This window comes from Alcanivorax jadensis T9 (genome assembly GCF_000756655.1).
GTDB lineage: Bacteria > Pseudomonadota > Gammaproteobacteria > Pseudomonadales > Alcanivoracaceae > Alcanivorax > Alcanivorax jadensis.
Genome location: NZ_ARXU01000007.1, coordinates 16,293 through 38,879, shown reverse-complemented (window position 1 = coordinate 38,879; position 22,587 = coordinate 16,293). Strand labels below are relative to the sequence as shown.

The following is a 22,587-nucleotide window of genomic DNA, read 5'->3' as shown; positions in this document are numbered from 1 at the left end:
GGCTATCCCACAAACATTTTCTTGGCCAGCGGCAGGCCTTTCAGGCCGCTGACAGCAACGGTGGTCAGCAGGCCGCCGATCATGGCGCCGACCACCCCGCAGGTCATGATGTCCTGGCCGGTCAGGTACAGGCCGGGGAGGCGGGTCTTGGGTTTCAGCCAGTCCTGTTCAAACCGTTGTGGCGTGTGGTCCAGCCCGTAGATTTCGCCTGTGCTGTAGCGGCAGAAATAGTCCGTGGACAGTGGCGTGGACAGTTCGTAGTAATCCACCTTGCCACGCAGGTGCGGCATTTTCTCATAGAGCTTTTCCAGCAGGCGCTGGGCATAGGCTTCCTTCTTCGCCTCGTAATCCTCGCCGCGTTTCCCCCAGGGTTGGTCCGCCCAGTCCTGATACCACTCGAATGGCCCCGGGGCCACGATCTCGATGGTGGCCCGGCCCGGGTAGCGCTCTGTGAAGCTGGGGTCCTTGGCGGAGGGAAAGGAAATATAGGTGAGCGGAATATCGTGGCTGTCCGGGGCGGCGAGAAAACTCTCAACCTGACCGCGGTAATCCGCGCCCGGGTAAATCCAGAAGTTGGTTTTCGGCAGCTTCAGGTTTTCCGCGGTGTCCTGCAGGCCGATATACAGGCAGACGCTGGCCATGGAGCGTTGCACCTGCCCCAGTTTGTTTTGATAGAAGGCTTTGTGAGGAGCGCTCTCCGGCAGCAATGGCCCAAAGGTGTTGAAAACGCCGGCGTTGCTGATCACGGCGGGGGCGTGGATGGCCTGGCCGTCGGCCATGCGCACGCCCACCGCCTTGCCATTGTCGATCAGGATTTCCTTCACGTCTGCATAGGTGAAGACTTCGCCACCACCTTGCTGGATCACCGGAATAATGGTCTTGGCCATTTCCGAGGCGCCGCCCACCGGGTAGTAGCCACCGTAGAGGTAATGCCGGGCGATCAGTGCGTGGATGATAAAGCTGGAGTCATCGGGCACCAGACCATTGTCGCCCCATTGGCCGGTGAGGGCGGCAATCAATTCCTGGTTGCCGGTGAGGGTTTCCAGTACTTCCCGGGTGGTGCGATTGAGAAAGTCGGGAGCCTTGCGGCGAGCAAGATGCCGGAACGGCCGGGCCAGCAGGTTCGGCAGTATCTTGGCCAGCGTCACCCCGGGCATGGCCTTGGCCACCTGGGAGAGGTAATCCAGATAGCTGTCGATGGCCTGCTCTTCGCCGGGAAACTGGGTTTTCAGTTCGTTGGCAAAGGCCTCGGGCCCGGCGACCAGATCGATCTGGCGATTGCCGATGAACAGGCGGTCGTAGTGATCGTCCATGGCCGCCCATTGCAGTTTGCTGTCGGTGACGTAATCGAACAGGCGGCGGGCCAGAGTGTGTTTGGCGCCCATATCGCCGATGTAGTGCACGCCCACATCCCATTCGTAGCCGTTGCGGTCATAGCTGTGGGTGAAACCGCCGGCGGTATAGTGCTGCTCCAGCACAATCACCTTCTTGCCCATTTTGCTCAGACAAGCGGCGGCGGTCAGGCCGCCGATACCGGAGCCGATGATGATGGCGTCATAGGGGCCATCGAGGCGATTGGCCCGATAACGTCGGCCAACGCGCAGGGTGCTCGGTGTGGGGCTGCTCATGGGGTGGGCTCCTTGTTGGAACGTTCAATGCTGCCGTCCAGCAGCAGGGCGGTGATGCCCGCTGCCAGTTGCGGTTCGTTGTCATGGCCGGGAAGGTGGCCGTCGATGGTCAGTTGCGACAGTCCGTGCACCAGGGACCAGGCGGCGGCGGTCAGCAGGGCCAGGGGCGCAGCTTTCAGGTAACCCCTTTGCTGGCCGTTTGCCACGGTGTCTTCCAGTACCTGGAATGCCGCCAGCCCGGCCTGATCCAGTCGCGGGTGGGCGCCACGCGGCAACACTCGCCCGCCGAACATGAGTCGGTACAGGTTGGGCTCCTCCCGGGCGAAGGCTACGTAGGCCAGGCCGATGCCGATCAGGGCGCTGCGGCTGTCTTGCTGGTCCACGGCCAGCAAATGCTGACGCAGGGTCTGGAAACCGCTGATCGCCAGTTCGGCCAGCAGGCTTTCCCGGTCGGCATAGTGGCGATACAACGCCGGCGTGCTAACGCCGATCTGCCTGGCCAGGGCGCGCAGGCTGATAGCGCTGTCGCCCTGCTCACGAACAATGGCCAGGGCCTGCTCATGGGCCTGCTGGTAAAGGTCGCCGTGGTGGTATGCCGTGCGTGCCATGATTTCTCATTTGCTGAAGTTAACGCCGTTAACATTGCATGAGCAAGACTGTATCGTCAACGGTTCTATGCGGGTCGCTTGGTGGCTCCGGAGCTGCTGTAGGAGCGGAGCGTAGCGGAGTAACGCACGTATTTCCGTGCGGCCCGAAGGGTGAGCGAAGCGAATAACACCTCTGGAGGCGCGAACCACGCGCCAGCGTGGAAATCGCCCGCGGGCGATCAGGGATGTCAGCGCTAGACAGGTTTCAGGAAGAACAGGGTTTTTGAAACCGCTGTCGCCTCGCTGCGCTCGGTTCGTCCCCAGGATGGGAACTCCTACCGTCGAGGCGGAGGTGTATTGAGGCCTTCAGCTGTGACGCACCGCGCCCGGGCATTGGGCGCGGCGAGCTGTTGATGTCAGGGCGCCGGGTAGGGGAAACGGGTGTGGATGGCCTCCAGGGCCTTTTCCAGGTCCCGGTCCCAGGGCAGGTCCACGCTCTTCAGGTTTTCCTCCAGCTGGGAAAGGCTGGTGGCGCCGATGATATTGCTGGCCACAAAGGGGCGGGTAGTGACGAACTGCAATGCCAGTTGGGTCGGGCTCAGGCCGCGTTCCTCTGCCAGTTGGCAGTAGGCCTCGGTGGCAGCACTGGCCTGGTCGTTGGTGTAGCGGCTGAACTGTTTCACCTCTGTCAGCCGGGCACCTTTGGGCCACTGGTTGTTGCGGTATTTGCCGGTCAGCATGCCGAAGGCCAGGGGCGAGTAGGCCAGCAGATCGACGTGCTCGCGATGGGCGATTTCCGCCAGGCCCACTTCAAAGCTGCGGTTAAGCAGGGAGTAGGGGTTCTGGATGCTGGCCGGCGGTGCCAGGCCGATCTTCTCGGCTTCGCGAAGAAAGCTCATGGTGCCCCAGGGGGTTTCGTTGGACAGGCCCCAGTGGCGGATTTTGCCGGCATCCACCAGTTCCTTGAGCGCAGCCACGGTGTCGCTGATGGCGATGCCGTCTTCCCCGTCGCGATGCTTGTAACCCAGGCGGCCAAAGTAGTTGGTGGTGCGCTCCGGCCAGTGCAGCTGATAAAGGTCGATGACATCGGTCTGCAGGCGCTTGAGGCTGCCTTCCACGGCCCCCTGCAGGCTGTGGCGGTCGAATCGCGGGCCGCCGCGTATATGCTTTACATAGTCGCCGGGACCGGCGGCCTTGGTGGCCAGGATCACCTTGTTACGGTTGCCGGTGCGGGCGAACCATTCGCCAATGATGGTTTCCGTACGGAATGAGGTGTCCGGGCTGGCTGGCACCGCGTACATCTCGGCGGTATCAAAAAAATTGATGCCGTGGTCCAGGGCCATATCCATCTGGGCATGGCCTTCCTCCGCCGTATTCTGGCTTCCCCAGGTCATGGTGCCCAGGCACAGGCTGCTGATTTTCAGGTCAGTGCGTCCAATACGGCGGTATTCCATGGTGTACTCCTTGCAAAGGGGCCGGTAGGCACGGGTAGAATAGGCGCCAATCTCATCATGCTGCCTGTTGCGGCACAATGGTGGGAACTGACCTGCAGCCAGGCAGTAAACGACATGACAACAAAAGCCCCCGAACCGCTTGTGTTCTTTGGGGGGCTTGGGTAGAATTCGCGCTCTCTTGCCCGGCGGAACTGACGCCGGCGGGTGTTTGCTACCCGTAACATATTGAATTTAGGGCAGAATTCCATGAAGACCTACAGCGCAAAACCGGAAAGCGTAAAGCGCGACTGGTATGTGGTAGACGCCTCCGGCAAAACGCTGGGTCGGTTGGCGACCGAAGTCGCCAGCCGTCTGCGCGGTAAACACAAGCCGGAGTTTACTCCACACGTCGATACCGGTGATTACATCGTCGTAGTCAATGCCGATAAAGTGGCCGTTACCGGTAACAAGGCAAATGACAAGATGTACTACCGTCACACCGGTTACCCGGGTGGCCTGAAAGAAGCCAACTTCTCCACTCTGCAGGCCGAAAAGCCTGAAATGATCATTGAGAAGGCGGTGAAGGGCATGCTGCCGCGTAACCCTCTGGGTCGCGCCATGTTCCGCAAACTGAAAGTTTACGCCGGTACTGAGCATCCGCACACCGCTCAGCAGCCGCAGCAGCTGGAAATTTAAGGGGTTTATTGATGGCAACTGTAGAAACCAACTACGGAACCGGTCGCCGCAAGACCTCTTCCGCTCGCGTTTTTCTGCGTCCGGGTAGCGGCAAGATTTCTGTTAATGGCCGCCCGCTGGATGTTTACTTCGGTCGTAAAACCAACCAGATGGTAGTTCGTCAGCCGCTGGAACTGATCGAAGTGACCGACAAGTTTGATGTGCTGGTTACCGTAAGCGGTGGCGGCAACAACGGTCAGGCTGGCGCCATCCGTCACGGCATCACCCGTGCGCTGATGGAGTACGATGGTGAGCTGCGTGGTCAGCTGCGTCGTGCCGGTTACGTGACCCGTGATGCGCGTGAAGTTGAGCGTAAAAAAGTGGGTCTGCGCAAGGCGCGTCGTCGCCCGCAGTTCTCCAAGCGTTAAGCTTTACAACAGCTGTTCACAAAAAAGCCCAGCAATGCTGGGCTTTTTTGTGTTCAAATCAGGCGTTTAGCGACTCTGGCCGGGGAATAACCGGTTGTCAGGTGTGGGCTTTTTCTTTACCATTTGCGCCGCCTTACTCCGCCCGGAGCGCGAGGTAGTACCTCGAGTCTCGGACTATTCCCGAGCGTGGGATCTAAGGGGAGAATAACTGAATGAGCAACGACGGCGTTAATACCAGCCGCCGCACCTTCTTGATCGGCTTGACCTCGGCTATTGGTGCCGCAGGTGCAGTTGGCGCGGCTGTTCCTTTTGTGAAATCCTGGCAACCCAGTGCCAAAGCCAAGAATGCCGGTGCGCCGGTAACGGTGGATATTGGCAAACTGGAGCCCGGTCAGCGTGTGGTTGAGGAATGGCGAGGCCAGCCCGTGTGGGTGGTGCGTCGTACCGACGATATGCTGCAAACCTTGCCTCAGCTGGAAAACAAGCTTAGTGACCCTGCGTCTGAAGCTGACCAGCAGCCTGCCTATGCGCAGAACGAGTGGCGCTCTATCAAGAAAGAGCTGCTGGTGCTGATTGGCACCTGTACCCATCTGGGGTGTTCGCCGTTGTATGAGGACGAGCCTACGGTGGAGCTGGAGCACGGTGGTTTTTTCTGCCCCTGTCACGGTTCCAAGTTTGATCTGGCCGGTCGCGTCTACAAGGGCGTGCCCGCACCCACCAACCTGGTGGTGCCGCCGCACTCCTATCTGAGTGAAGGTGTCATCATTGTGGGTTCTGAAGAAGGGGAGACCGAGGCATGATGGGATTGGTGAATCGTGTTGTCGACTGGGTAGATGCCCGTCTGCCCGTGGTGGACGCTTACAAGCGCCACATGTCCGAATACTACGCCCCGAAGAACTTCAACTTCTGGTACTACTTCGGTGTGCTGTCGCTGGTGGTCCTGATCAACCAGCTGCTCACCGGTATCTGGCTGACCATGTTCTACTCCCCCAGCGAAGGTTTTGCCTCGGTGGAATACATCATGCGTGATGTGGAGTGGGGCTGGTTGATCCGTTACATGCACGCGGTAGGGGCGTCCGCCTTCTTCGCGGTGGTCTATATCCACATGTTCCGTGGTTTGATGTACGGCTCCTACAAGCCGCCGCGGGAACTGGTGTGGATCTTCGGTATGCTGATCTACCTGGCGCTGATGGCGGAAGGTTTCCTCGGCTATGTGCTGCCCTGGGGCAACATGTCCTATTGGGGCGCCCAGGTGATTATTTCCCTGGCCGGTGCTATTCCCTTTGATCTGTTGCCGTTTATCGATGCCGCTGAAGCGAAGGAAATCGGTGAAGGCCTGACGACCTGGGTACGTGGTGACTATCTGCTGTCCACTGCGACGGTGAACAAGTTCTTTGCCCTGCACGTGGTGGCGATTCCCATCGTTCTGCTGGCTCTGGTGGTACTGCACATCCTGGCGCTCCACGAAGTGGGCTCCAACAACCCGGATGGCGTGGAAATCAAGCAGAACAAGGACGAAAACGGTATCCCGGTAGATGGCATTCCGTTCCACCCCTACTACACCGTGAAGGACCTGCCCGGCGTGATCGTGTTCCTGATGATCTTTGCCGTGGTGATCTTCTTCTTCCCGGATGGCGGTGGCTACCTGCTGGAGAAGCCGAATTTCGAGCCGGCTAACCCGCTGAAGACGCCGGATCATATTGCACCGGTATGGTATTACGGTCCTTACTACGCGATGTTGCGTGCCGCGACCTTGGATATCATCATGCCTGCCAAGGCCTGGGGCCTGGTGGCTATGGGTGGTGCTATCGTGATCCTGTTCGTGATCCCCTGGCTGGATCGCCACCCGGTTCGCTCCATCCGCTATCGTGGCTGGTTGAGCAAGCTGTTCATGACGATCTTCGTGTTGGACTTCCTGATGCTGGGTTATTTTGGTACTCAGCCGGCGACTCCTGCTAAGACCATGATGGCTCAGTTCGGTACGATCTATTACTTCAGCTATTTCCTGTTGATCATGCCGTTTGTTCACAAATTCGAAAAATCCAAGCCGGTTCCGGAACGGGTAACGGGGGGTCACTGATGAAGAAATTAGCGGTCGTTCTTTTCAGCTGCCTGCCGTTGGTCGCCTTCGCGGCCGGTGGTGGCAAGAGTGAGTATGAAGTACCGGCACCGGTCAATCTGCAGGATAAAGTGAGCCTGCAGAATGGCGCCAAGCTGTTTGTAAACTACTGCATGGGCTGTCATGGTCTGCAGTATCAGCGCTACAGCCGACTGGCTGAAGATCTGGAAATTCCGGAAGAGCTGGTGCAGGAAAAACTGAATTTCACCACCGACAAGGTGGGTGATCAGATGCGTACAGCCATGGCATCGGAAGATGCCAAGGCTTGGTTCGGCAATGCACCGCCGGATCTCACCATGGTGACCCGTTATCGTTCAGAGGATTGGGTGTATTCCTACCTGATCAACTTCTACGAAGACGAGTCTCGTCCCTTCGGTTACAACAACCGGGTGTTCGAGAACGTGGGCATGCCCCATGTGATGGCAAGCCTGGAAGAAGAGCTGAGCGAAGAGGAGTTCAAGCAGGAGATGGGTGATCTTACCAATTTCCTGGCTTACACCGCGGAGCCGGTTCGTCCCCTGCGTGAGCGTCTGGGTGTGTATGTATTGGTGTTCCTGGGCATTCTGCTTGTCCCGGCATACCTGCTCAAGAAGGAATACTGGAAAGACGTGCACTAACGATTAGTGCCCCTTTTCAGCGTTGAACAGGGTATCCGTGTAAGCGGTTACCCTGTTTCTGTTATAGCTATTTGTGCGGAGATGATTCGACCATGGGTGTGGTGACCAAGCGTTCTTCAATGACTTTCTTTTCTTCCCCGGAAGATCATTACAGCCATCGCGTACGTATCGTGCTGGCGGAAAAAGGGGTCACAGTCGATATCGTTGATGTGGACAATAACAGCAAGCCGGAAGATCTGGCGTCGCTGAACCCTTACAACGAAGTGCCTACCCTGGTGGACCGTGAACTGACCCTGTATCAGTCCACGGTCATCATGGAATACCTGGATGAGCGTTTCCCGCATCCGCCGTTGCTGCCGGTTTACCCGGTAGCCCGTGCCCACAGCCGTCTGCTGATCCATCGGGTCGAGCGTGACTGGTGTGGCCACGTTGATGCGATTCTGGCCGGTGAAGAAAAAGAGGCCAGCCTCAACAAGCGTCGCAAGGAACTGCGCGAAGCGATCATTGCCACTGCGCCGATCTTCAGCGAGCTGCCGTACTTCATGAGCGAAGAGTTCACTCTGGTGGACTGTGTGGTTGGCCCCATCCTGTGGCGGTTGCCGGCCCTGGGTATCGAGCTGCCGGCCAAGCAGGTCAAGCCGTTGCTGGATTATGCCGAGCGTCTGTTCGATCGTGATGCCTTCCAGGCCAGCCTGACCGATGCCGAGCGCGAACTGCGCAACCCGCTGTAATCATGTCTGATATGTCCCCCAATCGCCCGTATCTGATACGGGCGATCCACGAGTGGATCTGTGATAACGGCCTGACCACCCACCTGGCGGTGAATACCTCCTATCCCGGTGTGGAAGTGCCTCAGGACTTTGTTCAGGACGGTCAGATCGTCCTGAATATTGCGCCTAGGGCAGTGACGCAGTTTATTGCCGGCAATGACGAGATTACGTTCTCTGCTCGTTTCGGCGGCATGCCCATGACTATCCGGGTGCCGGTGAACGCGGTGGTAGCGGTCTTTGCCCGTGAAAACGGCCAGGGTATGGCCTTCGATCCGGCTGAGACGCCTCCCGAGCCGCCGCCCCCGGAACCGGAAAAGGACGACAGCAAGGGAAAGGTCAGCCATTTGAAAGTGGTGAAGTAAAAAAACCGGCGAAAGCCGGTTTTTTTTAGCTACGAGCTACGAGCTACGAGCTACGAGCTACGAGCTACGAGCTACGAGCTACGAGCTACGAGCTACGAGCTACGAGCTACGAGCTACGAGCTACGAGCTACGAGCTACGAGCTACGAGCTACGAGCTACGAGCTACGAGCTACGAGCTACGAGCTACGAGCTACGAGCTACGAGCTACGAGCTACGAGCTACGAGCTACGAGCTACGAGCTACGAGCTACGAGCTACGAGCTACGAGCTACGAGCTACGAGCTACGAGCTACGAGCTACGAGCTACGAGCTACGAGCTACGAGCTACGAGCTACGAGCTACGAGCTACGAGCTACGAGCTACAAAAAAACCGCACCCTTCGGGCGCGGTTTTTTTTGGGGGGGCAGCGCGGGCTCGGCGTTCCGGTTGGGGAGGGCCTTTCTTCGTGTTGCGGCTTGAAGCTTGTCGCTTGCAGCTGCTCTTTAGTCGATATACTCGATAATCTTCACGATCTTCTGCACACCGTAGACTTTCTGCACCTGTTCGACGACCGCAGTAGCCTCTGCGTGGGTCAGCAGGCCCATCAAGTAGACTACACCGTTTTCTGTTACCACTTTGGTGCGCCAGCCGGGTGCATCGCCGTTGATCAGTAGTCGGCTTTTGACCTTGCTGGTCAGCCAGGTGTCATTGGTCCGTGCCAGAAAGGAGTTGGACCCCACCACCTGCAGTTCGTTGTGCACATGGCGGACATGACGAACCTTCTCGGCGATATTTCCGGCCTGAGTCTTCAGGTCTTCGCTGGCTACCTGGCCGGCAAGCAGGACGTTGCCGTTGTAGCTCACCGTCACAATGCGTGACTCGTCCAGCTCGGCACTGGCCCGGGCCAGATTCACTGCGACCTTGCGTTCAATATTGCCGTCCTCGACAAAGGCCCCAAAGGTGCGTTTGCCGTGATTTTGGTCGACCGGATCATCGGACATGCCCTTGGACAGGGAGACACAACCGGTGCTGGTAACAAGCATCAAGAACAGAGTCAGAATGCTGCTCAAACGGGTGAAGCGTGCGGCCATTTACTGGCCTCCAAAGAGTTGCTGGTCGATGTAATCGCACAGGGAGTGAATCACCAGCAGGTGAACTTCCTGAATGCGGGCGGTGGAGGTGGCGGGCACCCGGATCTCGATGTCGTTGGGGCCATACAGGTTGACCATTTCGCCGCCTTCCTTGCCGGTCATGGCGACAACGCGCATTTCCCGGTCGTGGGCGGCCTGTATGGCCTGTATCACGTTGGCGGAGTTACCGCTGGTGGAAATGGCCAGCAGGATGTCGCCGCTGCCGCCCAGGGCGCGCACCTGTTTGGAGAAGATTTCGTTATAGCTGTAATCGTTGGCGATGGAGGTGAGTGTGGAGGAGTCCGTGGTCAACGCGATCGCGGGCAATGCAGGACGCTCCATTTCGAAGCGATTGAGCAGCTCGGAAGAAAAATGCTGGGCATCGCCGGCGGAGCCGCCGTTACCACAGGTGAGGATCTTGCCGCCGTTGAGCAGGCATTCCACCATGGCCTGACCGGCCGCCTCGATGACGGTGGGCAGTACTTCGCCGGCCTTGGCTTTGGTTTCGATGCTTTCGGCAAATAATTGCCGGATACGGTCCACGCTCATAATTACCTCATTGTTCTGCGCGTTCGATTATTGGGGCTATTCGCTGTAGAACGCGTTTTGTATCCACTGATAACGGACAGTGTCGTTGTTGTCCGGTTCCATTCCCAGTACATCAAAGCGGCAGGGGCGATCATGGTATTGCGGGTGACGGGCCAGGTAATGCTGGGCCGCCAGGATCAGCCGGCGTTGTTTGTGGTGATCCACGGAAGCCAGTGCACCGCCATGACTTCGGTAGCTGCGCCAGCGCACTTCCGTGAACACCAGGGTGTTGCCGTCCTGCATAATCAGGTCGATTTCACCTTGCCGGCAGCGGAAATTGCGGGCCACAACCTCTAGTCCCTGCTGCGTGAGCCAGTGTGCAGCCTGTTTTTCCGCTTCGCCACCGGAATTTTTGTTACTGCGCGGTAATTTCACGGGTTCTGCTGTTGTTTGCAGGTTCGGCTACCTTGGGCAGGGCGCGTGCCTCGCCATTGATAAAGACGCCCCAGTTCAGTTCGCGCACGATACGTTGCTGTTTCATGCTCAGGCGGCCGGTGACTCCGGGCAGTTCACTGGAGGGCAGGGTGCTTAGCAGGAAAACACGGCTTTGCAATCGATAGGCATCAATGCCCATGGCAAACAGACGCTCGTAGCGGCCGTGGCCTTCGGGCCATTGCTCGTTGCTCATTCGGCGTAGCTGAGAGTCTTCGTTGCTGAGCATCCAGGGCATGTCCACAAAGCGTACCCCGTTCAGGTCCTGGTCGCGCCTCGGGTTGGATTCGCCGCTGTGAACCAGGGCCGTGGAGTAGACCGGCAGATCCTTGGCGTAGTGGAAATTCAGCGCCGGTTTGACCTGGCGTCCCTGGTTGGGATTGGCGAGCAGAAACAGGAAGCCCATATCCTGGCGACGACGTGGCTGGATATCCATGTCCAGGCTGGTGAAGCGGCTCACTGCCTGGCCGCGGCTCTGGCTCTGCGCCACCAGCAGCAGTTCCTTGACGGTGTCGCCCAGAGTGGGGCCTTCCTGGTAGGTACGAGTCACGGTCACGGTACCACCGAGGGATTGCCATTCTTGCGCAAACGCCTGGGCAACCCGTTCACCCCATTCCCCTTCCGGGTAGAGGATGCCGGCCTGGCTTGCGCCTTCGCGAGCACCTTGCAGGGCTATCTGGCGAGCTTCGTCTTCCGGCGCGAGGCCGAACTGGAAGAAATTCTCTGGCAGTTCGCCCTGATCAATATAGTTCAGCGCCAGGGTGGTAACAGGCAGGGTGCCCTGGTTGGCAATGGTGGCTGCCTTGTCCTTGGCCAGCGGCCCGAGGATGAAGTCGGCGCCGTCCTGAACGGCCTGCTGGTAGAGAGCGAGGATGTCGTCACCGCCGGAATCGTAGAAGCGCAATACCGGTGGGTTGCCGTCCTGTTTGTGCCGATAGTAGGCCGTCATGATGCCTTCCTGGAGTGCCTTGCCGGCATTTTTCAGCGGGCCGGTGGCAGGCAGCAGAATGGCAACCTTGCTGGGGCGTTCGCTGACAGCTTTTTCCAGGGCGTCGAGCATATCGGGAACGTCATCGGTGGCCGGGTGGGTGCGCCACTGGGCGCTCCATTGATTCAGCCGGCTGACCTGGGCATCGAGATCGGCGATCGGGTCCCGGTAAAGCTGGGCCAGGGTGAGCCAGCCGAGTAAATCACCACGGCTGTCCTCAATGGCATCGGCCAGTTCGGAGCTGGACAGTTGCATCAGCAGTTGCCAGATCATGCCGTGGTTATAGTCTTGATCTTCATCTTCCAGCAGGGGGTGTGTGGCCACCCGTTGTTGCAGGCTGCCGGTCAGATCACCCTTCATTGCCAGGGCGTCGGCTTTGAGCAGATCCAGCCCTGCCTGTTGCTCGGCGGGATACTGAAGAATGTCATCTTCGTGACGTTGCAGCAGGGCCAGCGCGTCGTCGGGTCGTTGGTCACCCAGCTGGGCGCGACCGCTGAGCAGTATCCAGGTAAACCGTTGTTCGTTGTCCATGGCCTGAGGATTCAGATCGGCGAGCAACTGGCCGGCATCACCGGGTCGCTGCTGATCCAGATAATGTTCCGCCCACTGCAGCGCGGCACCGATGCGTGCATCGGTTTTCATGGTGGCCAGTTGACTGCGGGCAGCGGACAGCGCGGTGGGAGCGGTGCCAACCTTGGCAGCCGACGGCTGTTCATAAACCGTGGTGCGCGTAGGAGTGGTGGTAGAACAGCCGGCGATGACTGCGGCAGCAAGCAGGGCTGCCAAACGGGCCTTTCTGAATTCCATGGCGAGACGTTCGTATTACCAGAATGAAGCCGCTATTGTAGGCGCTTCATTGGAGCCCCACCAGTTGAGTCGTGCACAGATATGAGTGGAACTTTGTATATTGTCAGTACACCGATCGGAAATCTGGATGACATCAGTCGTCGGGCGATAGCGGTACTGGGGGAGGTGGACTGGGTGGCGGCGGAGGATACCCGGCATAGTCAGCGCATGCTGGAACAGTTGGGAATCCGCAGTCGGTTGATTAGTTGTCATGACCACAACGAAAGTGCGCGCAGCGAAGAGTTGGTGGCTCGTTTGCAGTCAGGTGAGCAGGGTGCCTTGATCAGTGATGCGGGCACGCCGCTGGTCAGTGATCCCGGCTATCGTCTGGTGCGCGCCTGCCACCAGGCTGATGTACGGGTGGTGCCGATTCCCGGTGCGTCGGCACTGTTGGCAGCGTTGGCGGCGGCGGGGCAGCCATCTGATCGTTTTCTTTTTGAGGGTTTTGTGCCGGCCAAGGGAGCGCCTCGCCAGCAGGCCATCGAGCGCCTGGCCAAGCTGTCAGTCACAAGTATTATCTACGAAGCTCCTCACCGGGTGCTCTCTTTCCTGGAGGCGCTGAAAGCGTCAGTTGAAAAAGATCGTGAAATCTCGCTTTGTCGTGAGCTGACCAAGCAATTTGAGACGATTCGCATGGGAACCGTGGCTGATATTTGTGACTGGGTGGCATCAGATCGCAACCAGCAACGCGGCGAGTTGGTGCTGGTGCTGTCGCCCGCCGCACAAACCGCAGACTGGAGCGAGCAGGATCAGGCCCTGGCAAAATCCCTGCTCGCGGAACTGCCGGTATCCCGGGTGGCGAAAATCATGGCCGCCCACACCGGGCTGAAGCGGCAGGCGGTGTATGCGCTGTTGGAAGGGATGGGGAAAGAAAATTGATAATTGAGAATGGATAATTAATAACGACGCGGACTGGCGCTTTGCTGTCTTTGAACGCAAGAGGCCGCGACCAATCGTTTGGACGCGGCCTCTTGCGTTTCTGGACTTGGCGCCCTGTTCCGCAAGTTATCAATTATCCATTCTCAATTATCAATTGGTGTTTTTCATTGCCGTCCCCTAAACTCCGCCCCGGATCGGTCAGACAGTCGCTGGCGGCGTAGCCGCTGGAGGAAAGTCCGGGCTCCACAGGGCAGGGTGCCAGGTAACGCCTGGGGGCTACACTGGTGACGGTGTGGCTACGGCTAGTGCCACAGAGAAGATACCGCCTGTTCCCTCCTTTGGAAGGAACCGGTAAGGGTGAAAAGGTGCGGTAAGAGCGCACCGCGCCGCTGGCAACAGTGGTGGCAGGGTAAACCCCACCCGGAGCAAGACCAAATAGGGATCCGTTGGCGTGGCCCGCGCTGGATCCGGGTAGGTTGCTAGAGGTTTGTGGCGACGCAAGCCCCAGATGAATGACTGTCCACGACAGAACCCGGCTTATCGACCGGTCCACCTTTTCAGTATGAGATGCGAGTTGCGAGAAGCGAATACCCGAACCGGGGTTTGCCTTTCGTGACTCGTCGCTCTCGCCCCAAAACGCTTCCTCTTCTTGATCTGAGTCATTATCCAGTGATGCGATGTCGTCAGAATTGCCGGGCTTACAATCTGGCAGGAGTCCGACATGGCGCAGACCGATACCCTCTATCTCGACAATAATCACGAAGTGCTGCGCTTTTCCGATCTGGTTGTCGGGGAGGGAGTGCAGGCCAACCAGTTCTGCATTCGCCACGGGGACCGTGCTGCGCTGATTGATCCGGGTGGGGATCTGACCTACACCCCGCTAACCATTGCCTTGAGTCGCCGAATCAGTCTGGATGGTCTGGACTATATTCTGGCATCACATCAGGACCCGGATATTATCGCGTCCCTGCCGCGCTGGCTGATGCACACGCGCAGCCAGGTGGTAGTGAGCAGGTTGTGGTCCCGGTTTCTGCCTCATCTGGCTTCCTCCTATGTGACTGGCAAAATGGGCGAGCAACTACAGTCGCGTATCCAGGGTGTGGCGGACGAGGGCAAGGTGCTGCCGTTTGCTGATACCGAGATCTGGGTGTTGCCTGCGCATTTCCTGCACTCGGTGGGTAATTTCAGCTTCTACGATCCGCTCAGCGGCATCCTGTTTTCCGGCGATATTGGTGCGTCTCTGGGGGGCGAGGAAGGGCAGGTGGAAAACTTTGCCGACCACCTGCACAGCATGACGGGGTTTCATCGCCGTTATATGGCCAGCAACCGGGCCTGTCGACTGTGGGTGGCCATGGTGCGCAAGCTGGCGCCGCGTATGATCGTTCCCCAGCATGGTGGCTACTTTGTGGGGGAGCAGGTGGGGCATTTCCTTGACTGGTTGGCGGCGCTCGAGTGCGGCGTGGACCTGCTGGATAGCCAATCCTATCGCTTGCCCGTGTCCGAACAAAGCTTAACCTTTAATAAGTGAATATAAAAAAAGTTAGTAATAACTAATCCGTCTAACACTTAAAGTGCTTTCTCACCTGCACGTTCCAGCGCTCTGATTCGTCTCGAAACTCCCTCCGTTCGTCTCTTCGTCCATTCCGTGTGACACAGCTAACAGGCTGATTTGTCTGGAAATTCTTTTACGTTTGCCCAGGTGTCGACGCTTGACTTGGTGTTCCCAGTGGCCATAGAGTGTCTCAATGTGGTGAAAAGTGGGAAAAAGTGGGAATTTCTTGGCGGCCGGTGTCGCAAAGTGGGGTAAACAGAACCCCCGGGAAGGAACCGAATAATCGAGCATGAGGACGGCCAGTGTTTACTGGAAGCACATCACTCAATCTGGATGCCAAGGGGCGGCTCACCATGCCGACCCGTTATCGCGCTTCGTTGAACGAAGCCTGCGGCGGCCAGCTTGTGCTTACCCGTCACCCCTATGACGAATGCCTCGCGCTTTACCCACGTGATGAATTTATGGAAACCGCCGGCAAACTGTCCGCCCAGCGAGACTCCAGTCCGCAGGTGCGTCAGCTGAAGCGTCGCTTCCTCGGCCAGGCGGTGGAAATTGACATGGATAGCAATGGCCGGCTGCTGGTGCCGCCGGAATTGCGGGCGGCCATCGGCCTGGAGAAGCAGGCCATGCTGATCGGTCAGATGCACCGTTTTGAGATCTGGAAAGCAGAAAGCTGGTTGGAAGAGGACGGCACCCTGGACCCGGATGCATTGCCGGAAAGTGTGCAGGAGTTGTCCTTCTGATGACCGACAAGGGCGCGCAGTACGAACACCAGCCGGTGATGCTGGAAGAGGTACTGGATATGTGGTTCAGCCGTGGTGATGGCTTTTATGTGGATGGCACCTTTGGGCGAGGTGGCCACAGCCGTGCACTGCTGGAAAAGCTGGACGCACAGGGGCGCCTTGCCGGTATCGATCGTGATCCCCAGGCCGTTGCCGCGGGTGAGCAGCTGGCATCGGAAGATGGCCGTTTCCAGATCGTGGCCAGCCGCTTTGACTGCCTGCCTGATGTGGTAGACCAGGTGGGTCGCCCCATTGATGGCCTGTTGCTGGATCTGGGTGTGTCGTCGCCGCAACTGGACGATGCCGGTCGTGGCTTCAGCTTTCTGCGTGATGGGCCGCTGGATATGCGCATGGACCCAACTCAGGGTGAAAGTGTTGCGCAGTGGTTGGCCCGGGCCGACGAGCAGGATATTGCCAATGTGCTGTATCGCTATGGCGATGAGCGCAAGTCGCGTCGGATTGCCCGGCGTATCTGCGAAGAGCGCAAGGAGCAGCCGATTACCCGCACCTTGCAGCTGGCCGATCTGATCGAGTCGGCCATTGGCCGCGGCGAGCCGGGCAAGCACCCGGCCACACGCAGTTTTCAGGCATTGCGAATACATATAAACGGGGAGCTGGATGCGCTGACCCAAGTGCTCGAACAGTCCCTGGAGACGCTCGCCATCGGGGCGTCTCGCCATTATCAGCTTCCATTCTCTGGAAGACCGGATCGTGAAGCTGTTTATTCGCGATCACTCCGGCCGGGCTCCCAAGGGGCGCGGTGGTTTGCCGTTGGGCGACGAAATGCCCCAGCGGCTGGAGCCGATTGGCAAGGCTATTCGTGCCAGCAAGGCCGAGCTGAAAGTGAATGTTCGCTCGCGCAGTGCGGTGTTGCGGGTAGCGGAGAAGGTGGCCTGATGAGCGTCCCCTGGCTGATCCGCACCCTGGTGATGCTGGTAGTGATCTCCGCGCTGGCGGTGAGTTACAGCGTCCATGAGGCGCGTCGACTCACCGACGAGAGCCAGAAATTGAAGCAGCAGCAAACTCGACTGGAGAGCCAGTGGAGTCAGCTGCTGTTGGAGCACAGCACCTGGGGCAGCTATGCCCGGGTAGAACGCTTGGCTCGCGAGAAGCTGGGCATGAAATTACCGAAAACCGATGAGAGAGTGCTGATCCGGCCATGAAACGCCAGGCTCGCAAGACACGGCAACCCAATCACCAGATGCGCTGGCGCTTTGTGCTGGGCTTCTGGCTGGTGTGTGCCTGTGTCCTGGTGGTACGGGCGGTGGACCTGCAAGTGATCCAGCATGACTTTCTTGCCCATCAGGGGGATATCCGCAATTTGCGAGTGGAACCCCTGGCTGCACATCGGGGCGTGATTCGTGATCGTGATGGCCGTCCCCTGGCGGTCAGTACACCGGTGGTCACCCTCTGGGCCAATCCCCGTGAAGCCCTGGAAAACCAGGAGCAATGGGCGCGTCTGGCGGGCAATCCGGTGATCAGCCAGCAGGATTTCGCCAGCAAGGTGCGTCGTCACGAATCCCGTGAGTTTATCTATCTGGGTCGCGGTCTGGCGCCGGAAGCGGCCAAGGCCGTGCTGGATCTGAATGTTCCCGGTATCCATTCGCTGACCGAATACCGTCGTTACTATCCAGCCGGTGAAGTGACTAGCCACGTGGTGGGCTTTACCAATATTGACGATCAAGGCCAGGAAGGCGTTGAGCTGGATATGGAATCACACCTGTCTGGCAAATCCGGTCGCAAGAAGGTGGTTCGTGATCTGCTGGGTCGGGTAATTCAGGATATTGAAGTGCTGGAGCCGGCGGAGCCCGGTGAAGACGTAACGCTGAGTATTGACCTGCGTCTGCAGTACCTGGCTTACCGGGAGTTGCTCGGCGCCGTGCAGCAATTCAAGGCCAAGGGCGGCAGCGCAGTGGTGCTGGATGTGCGTACCGGTGAAGTGCTGGCCATGGTGAATCAGCCCGCCTACAACCCCAACAATCGCGGCAATCTGGATACCGGTGCCCTGCGCAACCGGGCAGTGACAGATCTGTTCGAGCCCGGCTCCACCATGAAGCCCTTTACCGTGGCGGCGGCCATGGAAATGGGCATGGTGACCCCGTCGACTACCATCAATACCCATCCCGGCACCCTGCGGGTTGGAAGCAAGACCATTCGTGACCATCGCGACTACGGGGTGATTGATATCACCACCGTGCTCACCAAGAGCTCCAACGTGGGCACCAGCAAACTGGCCCTGGCCATGGAGCCGCTGGCGCTGCCCAACTACCTGGAGCGTTTCGGTTTCGGGCAGGCCACTGCCATCGATTTTCCCGGTGAAAGCAACGGCATGCTGCCATTGCGTAGCCACTGGCGGGAAGTGGAGCGGGCGGCGCTTTCCTATGGTTACGGTTTGAGCGTGTCTGCGGTACAGCTGGCACAGGCGTATGCAGTCATCGCCAATGACGGCGTCAAAGTGCCGCTGACTCTGAAGAAGGTTGCCAGCCAGCCTGCTGGTGAGCAGGTGCTGGGCAAGCCGGTTGCCCGGCAACTGGTGCAGATGCTGGAAACCGTGGTCAGTCAGGTGGGGACCGCCAGCCGCGCCCAGGTGCCCGGTTACCAGGTGGCTGGCAAGACCGGCACCGTGCACAAGGTAGTTTCCGGCGGTTATGCAGATGACAGCTATATCGGTCTGTTTGCTGGCCTGGCTCCGGCCACCGATCCCCGTATCGTCACCGTGGTGGTTATCGACGACCCTCGCAGCGATGCCTACTACGGCGGTCTGGTTGCCGCTCCGGCCTTTTCCCGAATCATGGGCGGGGTGTTGCGGACATTGCATGTACCACCAGACAGACCCGAAGGGCTGCTGGCCGGCAGCCCGGATACGGAGGACCGCTCATGATGCGCCTCCAGCAACTGCTCCCCGAGCACAACCTGCCTGCCCAAGTGGCAGGTCTTACCATTTCCGGGCTTCAGCTCGACAGCCGCCGCCTGCAGCCCGGCGAGGTGTTTGTGGCTGTACCTGGCGTGGCCAGTGATGGCCGCCATTTTATCCCTCAGGCTATCAGTGCCGGTGCTGCCGTGGTGTTGGCAGAGGCGGAGACGTTCTCCGTGGATCTGCAGCAGCCGGTGCCCTGCGTGCATCTGCCGGGGCTGGCGGGGCAGGTGGGTGATCTGGCCGCGCGCTGGTTCGGTGAGCCGGCCAATCGCCTGCGCATTACCGGTGTGACGGGCACCAACGGCAAGACCAGCATCACCTGGTTCCTGCGCGATGCACTGAATGCGCTGGGGCACCGCTGTGCCCTGGTGGGTACCCTGGGGTTGGGGCTGAAAGGCCAGGAGCAGACCACCGGTCATACCACCCCGGACCCGATTACCCTGCAGGCCGGATTGGCGACAGTGCGCGATGCTGGTGCCGATACCGTAGCCATGGAGATTTCCTCCCATGCCCTGGACCAGAATCGTCTGGGCGGCACCCTGGTCACCACCGCGGTATTCAGCAATCTGAGCCGGGATCATCTGGATTATCACGGCGACATGGAATCCTACCTGGCTGCCAAGGCCATGCTGTTTACCCGCGACGGGGTGCAGCTGGCGGTGATCAATTGTGATGATCCGGCAGCACAAACCCTGATCGCCTGCCTGCCTGATGGGGTTCGTTGTGTCACCTTCGGCAGCCAGCAGGGTGCCACCGTGCGTTGCCAGTCCGTGCAATGCACCGCAGAAGGTATCGACGCGGAGCTGTTTGTGGGCGGCACAGTGGTGCCGTTGAGTCTGCCCCTGTTCGGTCGTTTCAATCTCAGCAATGTGATGGCCGTGGCGGCCATTCTGCATGGCCAGGGTGTGGCCGCTGAGGCGCTGGGTGGAGCATTGGCCGCCATTACTCCCGTACCGGGGCGTATGGAACCTGTGCAGGCCGATGGCTGTCCGACGGTGATCGTGGATTATGCCCACACCCCGGATGGCCTGGAAAAAGCCTTGCAGGCATGCCGGGATCACTTTGCCGGCCGCCTGTTCTGTGTGGTCGGCTGTGGCGGTAACCGAGATGAGGGCAAGCGCCCGCAGATGGCGGCAGTGTCGGAAAAGCTCGCCGATACCGTGGTGCTGACCAGCGATAACCCGCGCAGCGAAGACCCGCAAACCATTATTGATCAAATGCGTGCCGGTCTAACCGGGGCGCAAGCGGTCCACGAAAATGTGGATCGTGCCGAGGCGGTTCAGGAAACCGTCAACAGCGCCCAGGCCGGCGACGTGATTCTGCTGGCCGGCAAGGGCCATGAGGACTACCAGGAAATCGACGGCGTGCGTTACCCCAGTGATGACAGAGAACTTGCCCGCCAGGCGCTGGCCGCCCGGGGAGGTGCGTCATGATGTGGTTGTCGCAGATCGCCCAGTGGACCGGCGGCACCCTGATCGGGGAAGACCGCACAGTCAGTGCTGTGGTGACTGATACCCGTGACATGGCGCCGGGCTGCCTGTTTGTGGCGCTCAAGGGCGAGCGTTTTGACGCCCATGAGTTCCTCGCCAGGGCCGCCGAGAGTGGTGCTGTCGCCGCCCTGGTGGACCGTGAGCAAAGTGACTTTGCCAGCGCCGTGCAAGTAGACGATACCCGCCTGGGTCTGGGCCGCCTGGCCAGTGGTTATGCAGATCAGTTTACCAGCGAGCGCCTGGCGGTAACCGGTAACGCCGGCAAGACCACCGTCAAGGAGATGGCTGCCGCCATGCTGGGCGAGAGCACCCTGGCCACCCGTGGCAACTTCAATAATGACATCGGTGTGCCGCTGACGTTGTTGCGCTTGGCCGGCGAACACCGTTATGCGGTGATTGAGCTGGGCGCCAATGCCCCCGGTGAAATCGCCTGGACCAGTTCCCTGGCCAAGCCGCGAGTGGTGCTGGTGACCAATGTGACCGGCGCGCACCTGGAAGGTTTTGGTTCCATGCAGGGCATTGCCAACGCCAAGGCGGAAATCTTCGGCGGTTGTCAGGCCGGCGGTCAGGCGATTATCAACAACGATGACAGCTTTGCCGATTTCTTTGCTGGTGAGGCGGAAAAGGCTGGTCTTACCGTGATCCGTGTGGGCAGCCAGGCGCCCGCGGATCTGTACGCCGACACTATCCGGCTACATCAGGACCGGGTGGAATTTGTCCTTCAGCCGCTGGGCGAGACGGTGACAGTGCCGCTGCCCGGCGCCCATCAGGTCAGCAATGCCTTGCTGGCCTGCGCGGCTGTGCGCGCCCTGGGCGTAAACCTGGGCGAGGTGCTGCCGCGCCTGGCGCAACTCAAGCCGGTGCCAGGCCGCATGAATCTGCATGCGGTGGGTGATGGCGTGCTGGTGGATGACACCTACAACGCCAATCCGGGTTCCGTGCGTGTCGCCATCGACTGGCTGGCCGTGCAGCCCGCTCCGCAGATGCTGGTGCTGGGCGCCATGGGCGAGCTGGGTCCGCAGGCGCAGCAGCTGATCGAAGAGCTGGGTGGCTATGCCCGCCAGGCGGGGATCAGCGATCTGGTAGTGATGACCGGCGCCAGTGCGGCCGCCGAGGGCTTTGGTGAAGGTGCCAGGACGGCAGAGAACGATCAGCAGGCGGCAACCTGGAGTGCCCCGGTTCTGCAACAGGGTGGAACCGTGTTGGTGAAAGGTTCGCGCAGCGCCGGTATGGAAGCGGTGGTGCAGCGACTGATCCTGGGCGCAGGCCCTCACAAATCGAAACAGGGGGCACTCTGATGTTGCTATGGCTGGCTGAGCTTCTGGCAGAATTTCACAGCGGTTTCCTGGTGGTGCAGTACATCACCCTGCGCGGCATTCTCAGCGTGCTGACGGCCCTTTTTATCGCCTTCTGGGTGGGCCCGATCATGATCCGCAAACTGCAGGAAAAGCAGGTGGGCCAGGCCATTCGTGACGATGGCCCCAAGAGTCACCTGAGCAAGGCCGGCACCCCCACCATGGGTGGGGCGCTGATCCTGATTGCCATCGTCATTTCCACCCTGCTGTGGGCAGACCTCAGTAACCGCTTTATCTGGATCACCCTGGGTGTGCTGTTCGTGTTCGGCGCCGTGGGCTGGGTGGATGACTGGCGCAAGGTGGTGGAAAAAAATCCCCGCGGCCTGCCGGCCCGCTGGAAATACCTGTGGTTGTCCATCGGTGCTCTCGGCGCGGCCTTTGCCCTGTTCTTTACCGCCCAGAGCCCGGTGGAAACCCAGCTGATCGTGCCCTTCTTCAAGAATGTGGTCATCAACATGGGCTGGTTCTACATCGTGCTGACCTATTTCGTGATCAATGGAACCAGCAATGCAGTGAACCTGACCGATGGCCTGGATGGCCTGGCGATCATGCCGGCGGTATTGGTGGGCGGCGCCCTGGGTATCTTTGCCTATGCCGGTGGCCATGCGGAATTTGCCCCGTACCTGCAGATTCCCTATGTGGCCGGGGCTGGCGAGCTGGTGATTATTTCGGCTGCCCTGTGTGGCGCCGGCCTCGGCTTCCTGTGGTTCAACGCTTACCCGGCACAAGTGTTCATGGGCGATGTGGGCGCGTTGGGCCTGGGCGCGGTGCTGGGTGTGATGGCGGTGATCGTCCGCCAGGAAATCGTACTGTTCATCATGGGCGGCGTGTTCGTGATGGAAACCGTTTCGGTGATGCTGCAGGTGGGTTCGTTCAAGCTCACCGGCCGCCGTGTGTTTCGCATGGCGCCGATTCATCACCACTTTGAACTGAAAGGATGGCCGGAGCCGAAGATCATCGTGCGCTTCTGGATCATCACCGTAATTCTGGTCCTGGTGGGTCTGGCGACCCTGAAAATCCGATAGGGGATT

General features: G+C 59.5%; 22 protein-coding genes, 1 other RNA gene and 1 pseudogene. 17 read left to right on the top strand and 7 right to left on the bottom strand.

Going from position 1 to position 22,587, the window contains the following annotated elements; genetic code table 11:
- Nucleotides 1-2 precede the first annotated feature (2 nt).
- From T9A_RS10315 to T9A_RS10305, 3 genes are all read right to left on the bottom strand, one after another.
- A complete protein-coding gene (locus T9A_RS10315) occupies nucleotides 3-1,628 on the bottom strand; it encodes a phytoene desaturase family protein (protein ID WP_035248057.1) in 1,626 nt (541 codons plus the stop codon).
- The gene (locus T9A_RS10310; RefSeq protein ID WP_035248055.1) at nucleotides 1,625-2,236 is read right to left on the bottom strand and encodes a TetR/AcrR family transcriptional regulator; all 612 of its coding nucleotides are present in this window, start codon (nucleotides 2,234-2,236) and stop codon (nucleotides 1,625-1,627) included. Before T9A_RS10310 ends, T9A_RS10315 begins: the two co-directional genes overlap by 4 nt.
- A gap of 395 nt (nucleotides 2,237-2,631) precedes the next feature.
- A complete protein-coding gene (locus T9A_RS10305; RefSeq protein ID WP_035248053.1) occupies nucleotides 2,632-3,669 on the bottom strand; it encodes an aldo/keto reductase in 1,038 nt (345 codons plus the stop codon).
- A gap of 246 nt (nucleotides 3,670-3,915) precedes the next feature.
- On the opposite strand from T9A_RS10305, the gene rplM reads away from it, so the two are divergent.
- From rplM to T9A_RS10270, 7 genes are all read left to right on the top strand, one after another.
- A complete protein-coding gene (rplM, locus tag T9A_RS10300; protein WP_035248051.1) occupies nucleotides 3,916-4,344 on the top strand; it encodes a 50S ribosomal protein L13 in 429 nt (142 codons plus the stop codon).
- Between the two features lie 11 nt (nucleotides 4,345-4,355).
- Complete coding sequence (gene rpsI, locus T9A_RS10295; RefSeq protein WP_035248049.1) at nucleotides 4,356-4,751, top strand: 30S ribosomal protein S9; 396 nt, start codon at nucleotides 4,356-4,358, stop codon at nucleotides 4,749-4,751.
- 212 nt (nucleotides 4,752-4,963) lie between these two features.
- Entirely contained in the window at nucleotides 4,964-5,551 is a 588-nt protein-coding gene (gene petA, locus T9A_RS10290; RefSeq protein ID WP_035248047.1) for a ubiquinol-cytochrome c reductase iron-sulfur subunit, read from the top strand.
- Nucleotides 5,548-6,831, top strand: a complete 1,284-nt coding sequence (locus T9A_RS10285; protein WP_084573472.1) for a cytochrome b — start codon at nucleotides 5,548-5,550, stop codon at nucleotides 6,829-6,831. The genes petA and T9A_RS10285 overlap by 4 nt, the downstream gene beginning before the upstream one ends.
- Nucleotides 6,831-7,487, top strand: coding sequence for a cytochrome c1 (locus tag T9A_RS10280; protein ID WP_035248045.1), 657 nt, complete (start codon nucleotides 6,831-6,833; stop codon nucleotides 7,485-7,487). Before T9A_RS10285 ends, T9A_RS10280 begins: the two co-directional genes overlap by 1 nt.
- A 92-nt stretch (nucleotides 7,488-7,579) precedes the next feature.
- Nucleotides 7,580-8,218: a stringent starvation protein SspA gene (sspA, locus tag T9A_RS10275; protein ID WP_035248043.1), complete on the top strand. Its 639-nt coding sequence runs from the start codon at nucleotides 7,580-7,582 to the stop codon at nucleotides 8,216-8,218.
- A 2-nt stretch (nucleotides 8,219-8,220) separates the two neighbouring features.
- Nucleotides 8,221-8,619 (top strand): ClpXP protease specificity-enhancing factor, encoded by a 399-nt coding sequence (locus T9A_RS10270; protein ID WP_035248041.1) that lies wholly within the window; start codon nucleotides 8,221-8,223, stop codon nucleotides 8,617-8,619.
- Nucleotides 8,620-9,100: 481 nt separating this feature from the next.
- Here T9A_RS10270 and T9A_RS10265 read toward each other — a convergent pair whose 3' ends face one another.
- From T9A_RS10265 to T9A_RS10250, 4 genes are read right to left on the bottom strand one after another with little or no spacing between them, the layout of a single operon-like run.
- Complete coding sequence (locus T9A_RS10265; RefSeq protein ID WP_035248038.1) at nucleotides 9,101-9,688, bottom strand: BON domain-containing protein; 588 nt, start codon at nucleotides 9,686-9,688, stop codon at nucleotides 9,101-9,103.
- The gene (locus tag T9A_RS10260; RefSeq protein ID WP_007150375.1) at nucleotides 9,689-10,276 is read right to left on the bottom strand and encodes a phosphoheptose isomerase; all 588 of its coding nucleotides are present in this window, start codon (nucleotides 10,274-10,276) and stop codon (nucleotides 9,689-9,691) included.
- A 36-nt stretch (nucleotides 10,277-10,312) separates the two neighbouring features.
- Complete coding sequence (locus tag T9A_RS10255) at nucleotides 10,313-10,690, bottom strand: YraN family protein (protein ID WP_035248037.1); 378 nt, start codon at nucleotides 10,688-10,690, stop codon at nucleotides 10,313-10,315.
- Complete coding sequence (locus T9A_RS10250; RefSeq protein WP_035248035.1) at nucleotides 10,671-12,542, bottom strand: penicillin-binding protein activator; 1,872 nt, start codon at nucleotides 12,540-12,542, stop codon at nucleotides 10,671-10,673. The genes T9A_RS10255 and T9A_RS10250 overlap by 20 nt, the downstream gene beginning before the upstream one ends.
- A gap of 81 nt (nucleotides 12,543-12,623) precedes the next feature.
- Here T9A_RS10250 and rsmI point away from each other — a divergent pair, with 81 nt between their 5' ends.
- From rsmI to mraY, 10 genes and pseudogenes are all read left to right on the top strand, one after another.
- On the top strand, nucleotides 12,624-13,460 hold the full coding sequence (rsmI, locus tag T9A_RS10245) for a 16S rRNA (cytidine(1402)-2'-O)-methyltransferase (protein WP_035248032.1): 837 nt from the start codon (nucleotides 12,624-12,626) through the stop codon (nucleotides 13,458-13,460).
- 190 nt (nucleotides 13,461-13,650) lie between these two features.
- Nucleotides 13,651-14,016: RNase P RNA component class A (gene rnpB, locus T9A_RS16645), an RNA gene on the top strand.
- Nucleotides 14,017-14,181: 165 nt separating this feature from the next.
- Complete coding sequence (locus tag T9A_RS10240; RefSeq protein WP_035248030.1) at nucleotides 14,182-14,988, top strand: oxygen-binding di-iron domain-containing protein; 807 nt, start codon at nucleotides 14,182-14,184, stop codon at nucleotides 14,986-14,988.
- 326 nt (nucleotides 14,989-15,314) lie between these two features.
- Entirely contained in the window at nucleotides 15,315-15,755 is a 441-nt protein-coding gene (gene mraZ, locus T9A_RS10235; protein WP_035248027.1) for a division/cell wall cluster transcriptional repressor MraZ, read from the top strand.
- Nucleotides 15,755-16,691 (top strand): annotated as a pseudogene (gene rsmH, locus T9A_RS10230) (16S rRNA (cytosine(1402)-N(4))-methyltransferase RsmH). Before mraZ ends, rsmH begins: the two are co-directional and overlap by 1 nt.
- On the top strand, nucleotides 16,691-16,957 hold the full coding sequence (gene ftsL, locus T9A_RS10225; protein WP_035248025.1) for a cell division protein FtsL: 267 nt from the start codon (nucleotides 16,691-16,693) through the stop codon (nucleotides 16,955-16,957). Before rsmH ends, ftsL begins: the two are co-directional and overlap by 1 nt.
- On the top strand, nucleotides 16,954-18,675 hold the full coding sequence (locus tag T9A_RS10220; protein WP_035248023.1) for a peptidoglycan D,D-transpeptidase FtsI family protein: 1,722 nt from the start codon (nucleotides 16,954-16,956) through the stop codon (nucleotides 18,673-18,675). The genes ftsL and T9A_RS10220 overlap by 4 nt, the downstream gene beginning before the upstream one ends.
- Nucleotides 18,672-20,144, top strand: a complete 1,473-nt coding sequence (locus T9A_RS10215; RefSeq protein WP_035248021.1) for a UDP-N-acetylmuramoyl-L-alanyl-D-glutamate--2,6-diaminopimelate ligase — start codon at nucleotides 18,672-18,674, stop codon at nucleotides 20,142-20,144. Before T9A_RS10220 ends, T9A_RS10215 begins: the two co-directional genes overlap by 4 nt.
- Nucleotides 20,141-21,499, top strand: a complete 1,359-nt coding sequence (locus T9A_RS10210; RefSeq protein WP_052042801.1) for a UDP-N-acetylmuramoyl-tripeptide--D-alanyl-D-alanine ligase — start codon at nucleotides 20,141-20,143, stop codon at nucleotides 21,497-21,499. Before T9A_RS10215 ends, T9A_RS10210 begins: the two co-directional genes overlap by 4 nt.
- Complete coding sequence (gene mraY, locus T9A_RS10205) at nucleotides 21,499-22,581, top strand: phospho-N-acetylmuramoyl-pentapeptide-transferase (protein ID WP_035248018.1); 1,083 nt, start codon at nucleotides 21,499-21,501, stop codon at nucleotides 22,579-22,581. The genes T9A_RS10210 and mraY overlap by 1 nt, the downstream gene beginning before the upstream one ends.
- Nucleotides 22,582-22,587: the final 6 nt, after the last annotated feature.